At 70.7% G+C, this 13,220-nt stretch carries 12 protein-coding genes; 7 read left to right on the top strand and 5 right to left on the bottom strand.

Translation table 11 applies throughout. The annotated features are described in order from the left end of the window. Positions 1-150 precede the first annotated feature (150 nt). Both MNOD_RS21920 and otnC read left to right on the top strand, forming a co-directional pair. On the top strand, positions 151-1,200 hold the full coding sequence (locus MNOD_RS21920; protein ID WP_015931153.1) for a LacI family DNA-binding transcriptional regulator: 1,050 nt from the start codon (positions 151-153) through the stop codon (positions 1,198-1,200). Positions 1,201-1,212: 12 nt separating this feature from the next. After that, positions 1,213-1,878 carry a 3-oxo-tetronate 4-phosphate decarboxylase gene (gene otnC / locus MNOD_RS21915; RefSeq protein ID WP_015931152.1) on the top strand — a complete coding sequence of 222 codons (666 nt, stop codon included), beginning with the start codon at positions 1,213-1,215 and terminating at the stop codon, positions 1,876-1,878. Between the two features lie 15 nt (positions 1,879-1,893). On the opposite strand, the gene MNOD_RS21910 is transcribed toward otnC, so the two are convergent. Continuing rightward, entirely contained in the window at positions 1,894-2,562 is a 669-nt protein-coding gene (locus MNOD_RS21910; RefSeq protein ID WP_015931151.1) for an O-methyltransferase, read from the bottom strand. A gap of 7 nt (positions 2,563-2,569) precedes the next feature. After that, positions 2,570-3,652: a ferrochelatase gene (hemH, locus tag MNOD_RS21905; RefSeq protein ID WP_015931150.1), complete on the bottom strand. Its 1,083-nt coding sequence runs from the start codon at positions 3,650-3,652 to the stop codon at positions 2,570-2,572. Between the two features lie 216 nt (positions 3,653-3,868). Between hemH and MNOD_RS21900 the strand changes: the two genes are divergently transcribed. The 4 genes from MNOD_RS21900 to ung all read left to right on the top strand — a co-directional run bounded on the left by MNOD_RS21900 (position 3,869) and on the right by ung (position 8,827). Continuing rightward, positions 3,869-5,935 (top strand): hypothetical protein, encoded by a 2,067-nt coding sequence (locus tag MNOD_RS21900; RefSeq protein ID WP_244424543.1) that lies wholly within the window; start codon positions 3,869-3,871, stop codon positions 5,933-5,935. Further along, positions 5,932-6,510 (top strand): hypothetical protein, encoded by a 579-nt coding sequence (locus MNOD_RS21895; RefSeq protein ID WP_015931148.1) that lies wholly within the window; start codon positions 5,932-5,934, stop codon positions 6,508-6,510. Before MNOD_RS21900 ends, MNOD_RS21895 begins: the two co-directional genes overlap by 4 nt. Before the next feature lie 79 nt (positions 6,511-6,589). After that, entirely contained in the window at positions 6,590-8,110 is a 1,521-nt protein-coding gene (locus MNOD_RS21890) for a bifunctional metallophosphatase/5'-nucleotidase (RefSeq protein WP_015931147.1), read from the top strand. Positions 8,111-8,122: 12 nt separating this feature from the next. Continuing rightward, complete coding sequence (ung, locus tag MNOD_RS21885; protein WP_015931146.1) at positions 8,123-8,827, top strand: uracil-DNA glycosylase; 705 nt, start codon at positions 8,123-8,125, stop codon at positions 8,825-8,827. A gap of 146 nt (positions 8,828-8,973) precedes the next feature. Here ung and aqpZ read toward each other — a convergent pair whose 3' ends face one another. Continuing rightward, positions 8,974-9,708 (bottom strand): aquaporin Z, encoded by a 735-nt coding sequence (gene aqpZ, locus MNOD_RS21880; protein WP_015931145.1) that lies wholly within the window; start codon positions 9,706-9,708, stop codon positions 8,974-8,976. A 231-nt stretch (positions 9,709-9,939) separates the two neighbouring features. Continuing rightward, entirely contained in the window at positions 9,940-11,028 is a 1,089-nt protein-coding gene (locus MNOD_RS21875) for an inositol-3-phosphate synthase (protein ID WP_015931144.1), read from the bottom strand. A 176-nt stretch (positions 11,029-11,204) separates the two neighbouring features. Between MNOD_RS21875 and MNOD_RS21870 the strand changes: the two genes are divergently transcribed. After that, the gene (locus MNOD_RS21870; protein WP_015931143.1) at positions 11,205-11,663 is read left to right on the top strand and encodes a MaoC family dehydratase; all 459 of its coding nucleotides are present in this window, start codon (positions 11,205-11,207) and stop codon (positions 11,661-11,663) included. Positions 11,664-12,069: 406 nt separating this feature from the next. On the opposite strand, the gene MNOD_RS21865 is transcribed toward MNOD_RS21870, so the two are convergent. Then, positions 12,070-12,927 carry a peptidylprolyl isomerase gene (locus MNOD_RS21865; protein ID WP_015931142.1) on the bottom strand — a complete coding sequence of 286 codons (858 nt, stop codon included), beginning with the start codon at positions 12,925-12,927 and terminating at the stop codon, positions 12,070-12,072. Between the last annotated feature and the right edge of the window lie 293 nt (positions 12,928-13,220).

Here is a 13,220-nt window from a genome sequence, read left to right as displayed (position 1 = left end):
GTGCCCGTCCCCCGGCTTACCAAGCTCTGGCAGCGCTGCCAATCGCCATCACCTTCCTGTTTCAGATGCGTTGAGCGGGGCCGGAAGACATGACATCGTGCGGTGCCGGGCGGCGAAACCTCGTCGGAGCCGATCCGGGCGGGAGGATTCATGGAGGATCACGAGGGACGGGGCAGCTCCGCCGAGGGGCTGTCGGCGGGCCGCGAAACCGTAGCGCGCCGTCCCGTGACGCTCGCGGACGTCGCCCGAGAGGCGCGCGTGGGCGAGAGCACGGTCTCGCGGGTGCTGCGCAGCCACGGCTCCTTCTCGGAACGGACGCGGGCGCAGGTCGAGGCGGCGGTGGCGCGGCTCGGCTACGTGCCGAACCGCATCGCCGGGACGCTCGCCTCGACGGGCTCGCGGCTCATCGGCATCGTGATCCCGTCCCTGTCGAACATCGTGTTCCCGGACCTGCTGCGGGGCGCCACGGGCGCGCTCGATGCGGAGGGCTTCCAGTCGGTCATCGCCGTTACGGATTACGACGAGGAGCGGGAGGAGGCGCTCGTCGCCTCCCTGCTGAGCTGGCGGCCGGCCGGGCTCATCGTCACCGGCCTGGAGCACACGCCGGGGACGGTGCGGCGGCTCACGGCGAGTGGGGTGCGGGTGGCCGAACTCCTCGATATCGACGGGCCCGGCCTCGACATCGTGGTCGGCTATTCCAACCGGTCGGCAGGCGAGACGAGCGCCCGCTACCTAGTGGCGCGGGGCTATCGGCGCATCGCCTATCTGGGCCACGACCTCACGCGGGATCGCCGCGCGGGCAAGCGCTACGCGGGTTTCCGGGCGGCCCTCGCCGAGGCCGGCCTGCCGCTGCACGCCGAGGAGCGCATCGCGGCGCCCTCGTCGGTAGAGGCCGGGCGCAACGGCCTCGCGGCCCTGCTCGGGCGGGCGCCCGACTGCGACGCGGTCTATTTCTCGAACGACGACATGGCGCTCGGCGGCTATTTCCACTGCCTCGCCGCCGGACTGACGGTGCCGGACCGGCTGGCGCTCTTCGGCTATAACGGCCTCGACGTGGGCCGGCTGATGCCGCAGCCGCTCACCACCATCCGCACGCCGCGGGTGGAAGCCGGGGCGACCGCCGCGCGCCTGCTCTGCAACGATGCGCCCGCTACCGTCGTGGATCTCGGCTTCGAGCTGATCACGGGCGCGACGGCGTGAGGGAGGGGGCCGATGAGCGAGAGCGACCTGCGTGAGGCGATCTGCCGGTTCGGGCGCTCGCTGTTCGAGCGCGGCCTGACGCCGGGCTCATCGGGCAACATCTCGGTGCGGCTCGACGACGGCGGCTGGCTCGTCACGCCGACGAACGCCTCGCTCGGCTTCCTCGACCCGGCCCGGATCTCTCGCCTCGATCGCGAGGGGCGGCTCCTCTCGGGCGATCCGCCCACCAAGGAGATCCCGCTCCACGGCGCGCTCTACGACTCGCGGGATTCGGCGCGCGCCATCGTCCATCTGCATTCGACGCATGCGGTCGCGGTCTCGATGCTGCCGGAGATCGACCCCCGCGCGGTGCTGCCGCCCCTCACCCCCTACAGCGTGATGCGGGCGGGCGCCGTGGCGCTGGTGCCCTATTACCGCCCGGGCGACCCGGCCGTGGCCGACGCGATCCGGGGGCTCGCGGGCGCCTATTCGTCGGTGCTGCTCGCCAATCACGGCCCGGTGGTGGCCGGGGACACGCTGGAAGCGGCGGTGTTCGCGACGGAGGAACTGGAGGAGACCGCCAAGCTCTACCTCCTGTTGCGCAACCTCAACCCGCGCCACCTCACCCCGGCCCAGGTCGAGGATCTGGTGCGGCATTTCGGGCTGACGCTGCCGGAGCAGCACAGGCATTCCGACTGAAGCAGTCCGAGACGATCACGTCGCATCCGCGATGCGGATCAGCGCGAAGCCGTCCCAGCCCTTCTCGCCCACGGTCTGCACCACGGTGGCATCGAGGCGGGGCTCGGCGGCGATGAGGTCGAGGGCGCGGCGCACGCCCTGCACGTTGGCGTCGCCCTCTGCATCGACCACCGCGCCGCTGCGCACGACGTTGTCGAGGACGATCGCGCCGCCGGGCCGGCTCAGCTTCAGCGCCCAGGCGAGGTAATCCGGGTTCGAGGGCTTGTCGGCGTCGATGAAGACGAAGTCGAAGGGCGCCTCGTCGACGAGGCCGGGCAGGACGTCGAGCGCCCGCCCCTCCTGCAGGGAGATCACCTCCGACAGGCCCGCCCGCGCGAAGGAGGCGCGGGCCACCGCCGCATGAAGCGGATCGGCCTCGATCGTGACGAGGCGCCCGCCCTCGGGCAGGGCGCGTGCGAGCCAGAGGGTCGAGTAGCCGCCGAGCGTGCCGATCTCCAGGATGCGCCGCGCGCCCTGCATCCGGGCGAGCAGCATCAGCAGCTTGCCCTGGTTGGGCGCCACCGCGATCGGCGGCAGGCCGGCCGCATGGCTGGCCTCCAGGGCCGCCGCGAGCGCAGCGTCCGGCGGAATCAGCCGCTCGGCGACATAGCGGTCCACCGCCTCCCAGCGCGGCGCCTCGGTCATCGGTGCCTCACTCGATCCAGCCGCGCAGCTCGCGCCGCACGATGTGCTCGATCACCCGCATGCCCTCCGGCCCATCGTTGAGGCAGGGCAGATAGGCGAAATGCTCGCCGCCCCCCGCCTCGAAATAGTGCCGGTTCTCGCCGTCGAGCTCCTCCAGCGTCTCCAGGCAATCGGCCATGAAGCCCGGCGCCACGATGGCGAGGCGCTTCACGCCCTGCGCCGCCAGTTCCTTCACGGTCTCGTCGGTATAGGGCTTGAGCCATTCCTCGTTGCCGAAGCGGGACTGGAAGGTCACGCGCATCCGCTCGGGCGAGTAGCCCAGCGCCTCGCGGATCAGCCGCCCGGTCTTCACGCATTGGCAGTGATAGGGGTCGCCCTTGAGGAGGTAGGATTTCGGCACGCCGTGGAAGGAGGTGAGGATCACCTCTGGCTCGAAGTCGAGCTTGGCGAGGTCGCGGCGGATCGCGCTCACCACGGCCTCGATATAGACCGGATCGTCGTGATAGGGCGGCGAGACGCGCACGGTCGGCTGCCAGCGCATCTTCATGAGCGCCCGGAACGCCTGATCGCAGGCCGTGGCCGAGGTCGCGGCGGCGTATTGCGGATAGAGCGGCACCAGCAGGATGCGGTCGCAGCCCTGGTCGAGCAGGGCCCGGATGCGGCCCTCCACCTCCGGCTTGCCGTAGCGCATGGCCCAATCGACCACGACGCGGTCGCCCATGGCGGCCTGAAGCTTCTGCGCCTGGCCCCGGGTGATGGTCTTGAGCGGCCCTTCGTCGAGATCGGTGTTCCACACCGAGGCGTAGTCGCGTCCCTTCGGCCCCGGCCGCTTGGTCAGGATCACGAGGTTGAGGAGCGGCCACCAGATCGCCCGCGGCACCTCGATGACGCGGCGGTCCGAGAGGAACTCCTTGAGATAGCGGCGCATCGGCCAGTAGCCGGTGCCTTCGGGCGTGCCGAGATTCATCAGCAGCACGCCAACCCTGCCCCAGGCCACCCGGGGATGCCCCTCCGGACGCACACCGGCCGAAGCCGGCGGGACAGGAGTGGCGCCGCGTTCCAGCACCGCGGCCTTCGTCACCTCGTTCATGACCATCCAGACAAGTTCGCCGCGGCTCGTCCACGGACCATCCCACCGTGTCCAAAATAGCGCGCAGCGGAGGCGATCCAACGCGTCGAGACGCAGCAGCCCGCCGGGCGGGCGCAGCCGCCTTGCACCGCCGTGCGGAAAGCTTGACCATACGCGCCGGCGCCGCCAGGGGGCGAATCGACGGTTCCGGACCTCGGCACTGCGGCAGCGCCCGTCTTGATCAAACGGTGGCCGGTGTTCGCCTTCCCCTACGACATACCCGGAACGCTGCTGGCCGCGGCGCTCTGCATCCCGTTCCTGCTCTGCCCCGGCGCGGTGTTCGCGCAAATCCTCGATGCACCCGGCTGGGCGGAGGCGCGCACGCGGCTCGACCGTATCGCCGTCGCGGCGCTCTGCAGCTTCGCCTGCCTGCCCGTGCTGCTCGACCTCGCAGGGCGGCTCGGCCCCTGGCCGATGGTCGCGAGCGTGGTCGTCCTGGCGGTTCCCGGCGCCGTATTCCTGGCCAAGCCGGCGCCCACGCCGGTCCCACGGCGCGGTCTCATCGTCACGGCCCTCGCGCTCGCAGCCTACGCCGCTTTCGTCGTCGCGATGCTGGTGGACTGGCATGTCTCCGGCGGGGCGAGGCGCAGCCTCCTCATGGTGGATTACGTCAAGCACGCCACCGCCAGCTGGGTGATCGCCGAGGCGGGAACGCCGCCCTACAACCCGACCTTCCTCACGCCGGACCGCCCTGCTGCCTATTACTACTTCTTCTACACGCTGACGGCGGTCATCGAGCGCCTGGGCCTCGGGGCCGTCGCGGGCCGACAGGCCGTCTTCGGCCTCGACCTCTGGATGGGACCCGCCCTGTTCGCCCTGGCCCGGACCGTCTATGGCCAGGCTCGGCTCGACAGGGCCCGGCCGGGCGCGTGGCGTGCCGAGACCTGGCTGCTGATCCTTCTCCTGACGACGGGGCTCGACCTCCTCGGCGTCGTGGTGATCGGCATCCTGTCGAACGGGGCCAACTTCCTCGTCGACTTCGAGCAGTGGAACACGCAGGTCTCCGCATGGCTCACGAGCGTCCTGTGGGTGCCCCACCACGTGGCCGGCCTGATCGCCGCCATGGTCGGGGCGATGGCGCTCGCCGCCGAGGACGACGCGCCGCCGGATCTCCGGCGCAGCCTGCGGCGCGGCGCGCTCGCCGGCCTCGCCTTCGCGTCGCTCGCGGGCCTGTCGATCTACCTCGCGATCGGTCTCGCGGCGACGATGGCCCTCTGGCTGGTCCGCCTCGCGCTGCGTCGGCGGTGGGCCAGCCTCGCGCGGGCCCTCGGCGCGGCGGCGCTCGCCCTTGCGCTCGCCGGATCGTGGCTCGCGACCATCGTGCAGGGTCGCGTCCTGGGGGGTGGCGACCCGTCGCTCGCCTTCGAGATTCGCAAGTTCCTGATCGTTGACATCCTCCTGCCGCCGGGCAGCCCGATCCAGGCAATCACCAACTTCCTGGCCCTGCCCCTCAACTACGGCCTGGAGTTCGGGGCATTCCTGATCGGCTCGCTCGTGTTCTGGAAGCGCGAGGGGCGGCGCGGCCTCGCGAGCGAGCTCTCGGTCGTCCTCGTCCTCGCGACTGCGGCCTCCTTCCTGATCGGCTCGTTCCTGCGGTCGAGCATCCTGTTCAACGATCTCGGCTGGCGGGTGATGCTGTTCGCGCAGCTCGCCACGCTGCTCTGGACGCTCGCGGCCGTGCGGGCGGGATTCGAGGCCCGCCCGGTTCTCGCCCTGGGCGGGTCCCGGCGCGCGGCCGTCCTGTTCCTCGCCTGCATCAGGCTCGGCATCGCAGGCGAGATCTACGGGATGATCCAGCTGCGCTGGAACCGGATCATGACTGCCGAGGAGGTCGCCCTGCTGCCGCAGGAGCGCGACGCCTGGGCGTGGCTCACCCGGAACGCGCCCCGCGGCACCGTCGTGCAGGAGCGGCCCGACCCGCCCCTGTGCCGCGCCTACGGCTACGGGCTCTACGGCCATTTCCCGACCGCCGTGTCGGATCCCTGCAACGGCCTGCTGTTCGGCGCCTCCGCCGCCGCCGTGGAGGCGCGCATCGCCCGGCTCGCCCCCGTCTTCGCCGATCCGCGCCTGACCTTCGCGGAGGCGATGGCCGTCGCGGCCGAGGAGCGCGTCGGGATTCTGGTGGTGACGCAACAGGATCCCGTTTTCGCTGCCCCGACCGCCTGGACCCGGGCGGCGCAGCCGCTCTACGCCAATCCCGGCGTGATGATCTTCGCGGTGCCGGACGCCGCGCGGGCGCCATGAGGGGCTGTGTGCTCGGCGGCCTCGTCGCCGCCGCCCTCACCTACGGCCTCGCCCTGATCCTCGGCACGGCCCTGTTCCTGGCGATCACCCGTACGGGCCTGTTCGCCGGCATCCCGATCCTGTTCTATCGCGGGATCGCCTCGCTCGGCGCCACATTCGTCCTGCTCGTCGGCGCGATGGCCTGGGTGACGCGCCGTCCGCGCCTCGGCCTCGCGCCGCGCGATGCGGTCGGGGCGAGCGTCACGGCGGTCGCCCTCCTGCTGACCGCCTTCACCCTCGGACCCGTGACCGTCGACCGGTCGATCTCGGTCTTCGTCCTCAGCCGCTTCGCCGCCGCGCCCGAGGGGCTCGACGAAAAGGCGGTCCGGGAGGCGTTCCTGCGCATCTATGTGGGCGAGTGGGCGCAGATCCAGCGCCGGCTCGACGAGCAGGTCGCGTCCGGCAACCTCGTGCGGGCCGACGGCAGCTACCGACTCACGCCGCAGGGCGAGCGCTTCATGCGGACCGCACGGGAAACCGCCCGGGTCTTCGACACCGATCGCCGCTTCGTCGGCCTCCCGGCGGAGCCCTGGTGAAACCGCGGCGTCTTCCACCGGTCAAGAAGCTCGGCCAGAGAGGAAGCGCCCGCCCCCCAACCCCACGAGACCCGTCGCGATGCCCCATCCCACCCGCCGTGAGACCTTCGGCTTCGGCCTCGGGGCCGGGCTGACCGCCGCCCTGGCTCCCGGAGCGGCCCGGGCGCTCGGGCCCGACACGGATTTCACCGTCGTCCTCATCAACGACATCTACCGCATGGGGGCGCTCGACGGACGCGGCGGCTTCCCGAAGCTTGCAGCGATCGTGAAGAAGGAGCGGGCGCGGGGCGTCCCGGTCCTGGTCTGCCATGCCGGCGACACGCTCTCGCCCTCGCTGATGTCGGGCATCGACAAGGGCCGGCACATCATCGAACTCACGAACATGATCCGGCCGGACGTGTTCGTGCCGGGCAACCACGAGTTCGATTTCGGGCAGGCGGTCTTCCGGCAGAGGATGTCCGAGGCGAACTTCCCGGTCTTCGCCGCCAATCTGCGGCAGGCGGACGGGACAGCGATCCCGGGGCTCCAGGATTCGACCATCCTCAGCCTCGGTCCGGTGGAGGTCGGCGTCGTCGGCATCACCCTGCCCGAGACGCCGTCGAAGTCGCAATCGGGCGACTGGCGCTTCGGCCCTGCCCTCGACGCGCTGCGCCTGGAGGCCGGCCGGCTGCGGGCGGCGGGCGCGGCCTTCATCGTGGCGGTCACCCACACCGACCGCCCGACCGACGAGGCCCTGGTGGCGAGCCGCCTCGCCGAGGTGGTGCTGTCCGGCCACGACCACGACCTCGCCCTGCGCTACGACGGCCGCACCGTCTTCGCGGAATCGGGCGAGGAGGGCTACCATGTCACGGCCATCGACATCCGGCTCGAGCTGCTCGGTCAGGGCCGGGAGCGCCGCATCCTGTGGGCGCCGCGCTTCCGCATCCACGATTCGAGCGAGGTCGAGCCGGATCCCGAGGTCCAGGCGGCGGTCGACCGCTTCGAGGCGGAGCTCTCGCAGGAACTCGACCGCCCGCTCGGCCGCACCGACACGGACCTCGACACCCGCGTCGCCGCCGTACGAACTTCGGAAACCGCCTTCGGGAACCTCGTCGCCGATGCCTTGCGCGACGCGACGGACGCCCAGGTCGCGATCACCAACGGAGGGGGCATCCGGGGCAACAAGCATTATCCCACCGGACGGATCCTCACCCGGCGCGACGTGCTCACGGAACTGCCCTTCGGCAACACCATGGTTCTCGTCGAGATCACCGGGGCGCAGCTGCGCGCGGCGCTCGAGAACGGCTTCCTCGATGTCGGACGCCCCTCCGGCCGCTTCCCGCAGGTCTCCGGTCTCACCGTCACCGTGGCGGCCGCCGCTCCGCCTAAGCAGCGCGTGACGGAGGTCCGCATCGGCACCGAGGCCCTCGATCCGGAGCGCCGTTACCGGGTCGCCGCCAACAACTTCATGCTCGGGGGCGGCAACGGCTACGGCATGCTCGGCGAGGGCCGGATCCTGATCGGGGCGACGGACGGAACGCTCGTCTCCAACGCGGTGATGACCTACATCCGGAAGTCCGCGCCGCTCACCATCGAGACCGGCCGCATCCTGATCCGGTGATCCGTCCGCCGCATGCCTGAATCCGACACCGTCGCGGGGGCGCTCTCCCGCTTCCGCGCGAGCGAGTCACCCTGGCTCGCCCTGCCCTTCTTCCAGAACGGCAGCGCCGAGCGGGTCGCCGCGGCAGTCGATGCCCGCCGCGCCGCGGGGGCGACCGTGCTTCCGCCCGCCGATTCCGTCTTCGCCGCCCTGATCCTGACGCCGCTCGACCGGGTGCGCGCCGTGATTCTCGGGCAGGATCCCTACCCGACTCCGGGGGATGCGCACGGGCTCGCCTTTTCCTATCGGGGCAAGCGGCGCCTGCCCGCCTCGCTCAAGGTCATCCTCGCCGAGATGGCCGAGGAGACCGGCAGCCCGGTTCCGACCAGCGGCGATCTCACGGCCTGGGCGCGCCAGGGCGTCCTGCTTCTCAACACGGCGCTGACGGTGGAGGCCGGCAAGTCCGGCGCGCATCTCAAGCTCGGCTGGTCGGCGCTCACCGACCAGGCGGTGGCCGCGGTCTCGGCGGAGCAGCCGGCGGTTGCGTTCCTGCTCTGGGGCGCCCCCGCACGCCAACGCGCCGCGCTCGTCGACCGCGCCAAGCACCTCGTGCTGGAGGCGGGGCACCCCTCGCCGCTCAACCGCCGGGCGGATTTCCGCGGCACTCGCCCGTTCAGCCGGGCGAATGCATGGCTTGCGGAGCGCGGCGTCCCGCCGATCGACTGGCGCCTCGCCTGAGGCTCAAGCCAACGGTCATTTTCAATGACCGTTGGCTCCGTTCCCGGATTTTCGCCAAGCCGAAGGCTTGGCATCGAAAATTCGAGATGGCTCAACGGCCCGCTGCGTCAGCACTTGGCTTACGTCAGCAGCCTGGGCCGTTGAGATCAAGCGGCCGGAGCCTTCGCGGGGATCCCGGTGACCTCGGCCGAGGGCTCCTCGCTCAGCCAGCGGTAGAGCACGCCGCCGAGCACGCCCCCGATGAGCGGCGCCACCCAGAACAGCCACAGCTGCCCCAGGGCCCAGGCGCCCGCGAACAGGGCCGGGCCGGTGCTGCGGGCCGGGTTGACCGAGAGATTGGTGACCGGAATGCCCACGAGGTGGATCAGCGTCAGGCCGAGCCCGATGGCGATCGGCGCGAAGCCGACGGGCGCCTTGCCGTGCGTCGATCCCATGATGATGAACAGGAACATCATGGTCAGGACGAGCTCGGTCAGGAAGGCCGAGACGAGGCCGTAGCCGCCGGGGGAATGCGCGCCGTAGCCATTCGCCGCGAAGCCCTTGCCCAGGTCGAAGCCCGGTGCGCCGCTGGCGATCGCGTAGAGCACCACCGCCGCCACCACGGCCCCCACCACCTGCGCACCCACATAGGGCCCGATGTCCCGGACCGGGAAGCGCCCGCCCGCCGCAAGGCCGACCGTCACCGCCGGATTGAGATGGCAGCCCGAGACGTGGCCGATCGCGTAGGCCATCGTCAGGACGCTGAGCCCGAAGGCGAAGGAGACTCCGAGCAGCCCGATTCCCACTTGCGGAAAGGCCGCGGCGATCACCGCACTGCCGCAGCCCGCGAAGGTCAGCCAGAACGTGCCGATCGCCTCCGCCACGCATCTGCGCAACATCATAACACTTTCTCCTGGATCCCTGTGCCCGCGACCGTTGTCGACCGGCGCATCGCGTCGACGCGACGCCGTCAGCCGGAGGCTGGATCAGCCGCGTTGCTGCGGCCGGCAGCATACGCTGCCGTAAGTGCCTGGCAAGTGGAGGCACCCGTCCGTTCCACCGAATACTCGGCACACGCGTGGCGTGCGAACTAATGGCCTTGCATCCGAATCAAAAGCCAAGTATGCGGGCCGTCAGTCGGGTTCGGCCTCTCCGGCCACGAAGCGGAGGGTGCGCAGTCGGGCCTCCTCGTCGGTGAACTGGCGCGGCGGCGACTTCATGAACCAGCTCGACGGACCGACCAGGGCGCCGCCGATGCCGCGGTCGCGGGCGATCCCTGCGCAGCGCACCGCGTCGATCACGATGCCGGCGGAGTTCGGCGAGTCCCAGACCTCGAGCTTGAGTTCGAGATTGAGCGGCACGCCCCCGAAGGCCGTGCCTTCGAGGCGGATATGCGCCCATTTCCGGTCGGACAGCCAGGGCACGTAGTCGCTCGGCCCGACATGGATGTCGGATGGGTCGAGCGGCACGTCGAGCTGGCTCGTGACCGCCTGAGTCTTCGAGATCTTCTTGGATTCGAGGCGCTCGCGTTCGAGCATGTTGCGGAAATCGGCGTTGCCGCCGAAGTTCAGCTGATAAGTGCGGTCGAGTCTGACGCCGCGCTCGCGGAAGAGGTTGGCGAGCGCGCGGTGGACGATGGTGGCGCCCACTTGGCTCTTGATGTCGTCGCCGATGAGCGGCAACTGCCGCGCCGCGAACCGCGCCCGCCATTCGGGATTCGAGGCGATGAAGACCGGGATGCAGTTCACGAAAGCGCAGCCGGCCGTGAGGGCGGCCTCGGCGTAATGCTCGGTGGCGGCCTGCGAGCCGACCGGCAGGTAGGAGACGAGCACGTCGGCGCCGGCCTTGTCCAACGCGGCCGCCACGTCGACGGGCGCTTCCGGCGATTCCTCCACCAGGTCGCGCAGGTAGCGGCCGAGACCGTCGAGGGTCGGCCCGCGGGCGACCGTGACGCCGGTCGGCGCCACGTCGGCGAAACGCGCGGTGTTGTTGGGCGCCGCTCCGATCGCCTCGGCGAGGTCGCGCCCGACCTTCGAGGCCGCGACGTCGAAGGCCGCCGCCACCCTCACATCGGCCACGTGGTAGCCGCCCAGCACGACGTTCATCAGACCCGGCACAGCCTCGCCCGCTTCGACCGAGCCGTAGAAGGTCAGGCCCTGGACGAAGGACGACGCGCAGTTCCCGACGCCCGCGATGGCGACCCGCAGAGTCCTCTGTCCCAACGCACGCACTCCTCTGGCAAGAGGCCCGGCGGCGCCGGACCCTGACGAACCTGCGGCTCCGGTCCTCGTATCCGGGGCCAGGTGGGTAAGTAGAACACTATCAGGGAGTATCATCCCCTCGCGCAGCCCATCGCCTTCGGCGTCGCGACCCCGTAGGCTCGAACCGGGAGGCAGGCATGAGAAGCTTCGACGGGCCCGAGGCCCTGACGGCGGCGCTCGGCGAGGAGATCGGCGTCGGCGATTGGATCACGGTCGATCAGCCGATGATCGACCGCTTCGCGGAGGCGACGGGGGATCATCAGTGGATCCACGTCGATCCGGAGCGGGCGGCGCGCGATTCGCCCTACGGCGCCACGGTGGCGCACGGCTATCTGACGCTGTCGCTGGTGCCGCTCTTCATCGCCGGGGTGCGCCGGCTGGAGGGGCTGCGGCTCAGCCTGAATTACGGGCTCGACCGGGTGCGCTTCCCGGCGCCGGTCCTGGTCGGCTCGCGCCTGCGCGGCCGCGTGCGCGTGGCCGCGGCGAACCCGGTGCCGCCGCGGGGCCTGCGCGTCACCTACGGCGTGACGGTGGAGATCGACGGCCAGGAGCGCCCCGCCTGCCTCGCCGACGCGGTGGTGCTGCACCACTGGTGAGGGTCCCTCCGGCTTGGCCGGACGGGCGGTCCCCGCCTTTTGCGAGGCACCTTTCGCGCCTTCGTGAGTTCGCCACCGGCCGGGCCGACCCTGATCGACGAAACCGGCTGAATGAGCGCTCCCGCCCTGGGGCAGCCAACCCCGGCCCTCATGCTGAGGTGCTGGCGATCGCAGATCGCACTGGCGATCGAAGATCGCGCAGACTCGAAGCACGCCTGAGCGCTGGTCCGAGGCTCTGGCGGGATGGGAGGATCGGTCCGGGGTGCGCGCCGGCTGATGCCGGCCAGAGGCTCGCTCCGGTGCGATCTTCGATCGCCTGTGCGATCTGCGATCGCCAGCACCTCAGCATGAGGAGCGGGGCGGCTTCCACCTCGATTGAGGACCGGCCTAGCCCCAGCCGCGGCCGCTATGGCTTCTTCGGCTCTTCAGCCTTCGGCGCCGCGTCCGTCTTCTCGATCTTGGCCTGTTCGCGCAGCTTGGTGATGATGTCCTGCTGCGTCTTGCGGGTCAGATAGGTGTCGATCTGCTCCTTCATCTCGTCGAAGGACGGCACCGGCTTGGTGCGCTTCTCCTCCACCTTGATGACGTGCCAGCCGAACTGGGTCTTCACCGGGTCCGATACCTTGCCGGCATCGAGCTTGAAGGCGGCCTCGGCGAAGGCCGGGACCATGCGCTCCTTGGTGAACCAGCCGAGATCCCCGCCCTCGGCCTTGGAGCCGGGATCCTTCGACGTCTCGGCGGCGACCTTCGCGAAGTCCTCGCCGCCCTTGATGCGCCCGGCGATCTTCTTGGCCTCGGCCTCGCTCTCCACGAGGATGTGGCGCGCATGCACCTCCTCCTCGGGCTTCAGGGTCTTGACCGTCTCGTCGTAGAGGCTGCGGGCCGCCTCGGGCGTCACCGCCTTCTTGGCCTCGCGTTCCAGATACTCGTCGAGGAGCAGCTTGTCGCGGAAATAGGCGAGCTTGCGGCTGAAGTCCGGGCTCTCCCCGACCTTGGCCTTCTCGGCCGCCTGGGCGCCGAGCTTGAGGTCCACCATGTAGTCGACGAGGAGGCCCTTCTTCTGCTCGTCGCTCACGCCCGGCAGGGACAGGGCCGGATCGTCGGCCGCCACCGCGAGATCACCGGCCGTCACCGGGGCGCCGTTCACGCGGGCCACCACGGTGTCGGGGGCCGGAGAGGGGGCCTGGTTGGTCTGCGCGGCAGCCGGAAGGGCAAGGCCGAGCGCGAGGGCAGCCGTGCGCCAGAGAAGGGAGAAGGTCTGCATCGGACGATCCTTGCGCCTCGTGTCGGGCCCGTCCGGGACGGGCGCGGCGGACAGGTGGCGCAGATCGCCCGGCAACACAAGAGAGTTGCGGGGCCGCAGCGTCGCCGCAGGGGGCTGCGGGACCGTCTTGTGCGGTCGCCACCCGCTCGATCTCCGTCCCGCCGAATCGGAGGCGGTGCGGCGTCCCGAAGGGATCGAAGGAGATCAGGATCCGCGTGCTCGCGGCGCGGCCGAGTCCAGGCTAAGCAGGTTTCGGAACAGTGCCTTGCGGTTTTCCGTCAAAAACCTGCGAC

Origin of the sequence: Methylobacterium nodulans ORS 2060, assembly GCF_000022085.1 — a bacterium.
GTDB lineage: Bacteria > Pseudomonadota > Alphaproteobacteria > Rhizobiales > Beijerinckiaceae > Methylobacterium > Methylobacterium nodulans.
The sequence above is the reverse complement of the archived record's forward strand: the minus strand, read 5'-3'. Positions and strand labels throughout refer to the sequence as shown.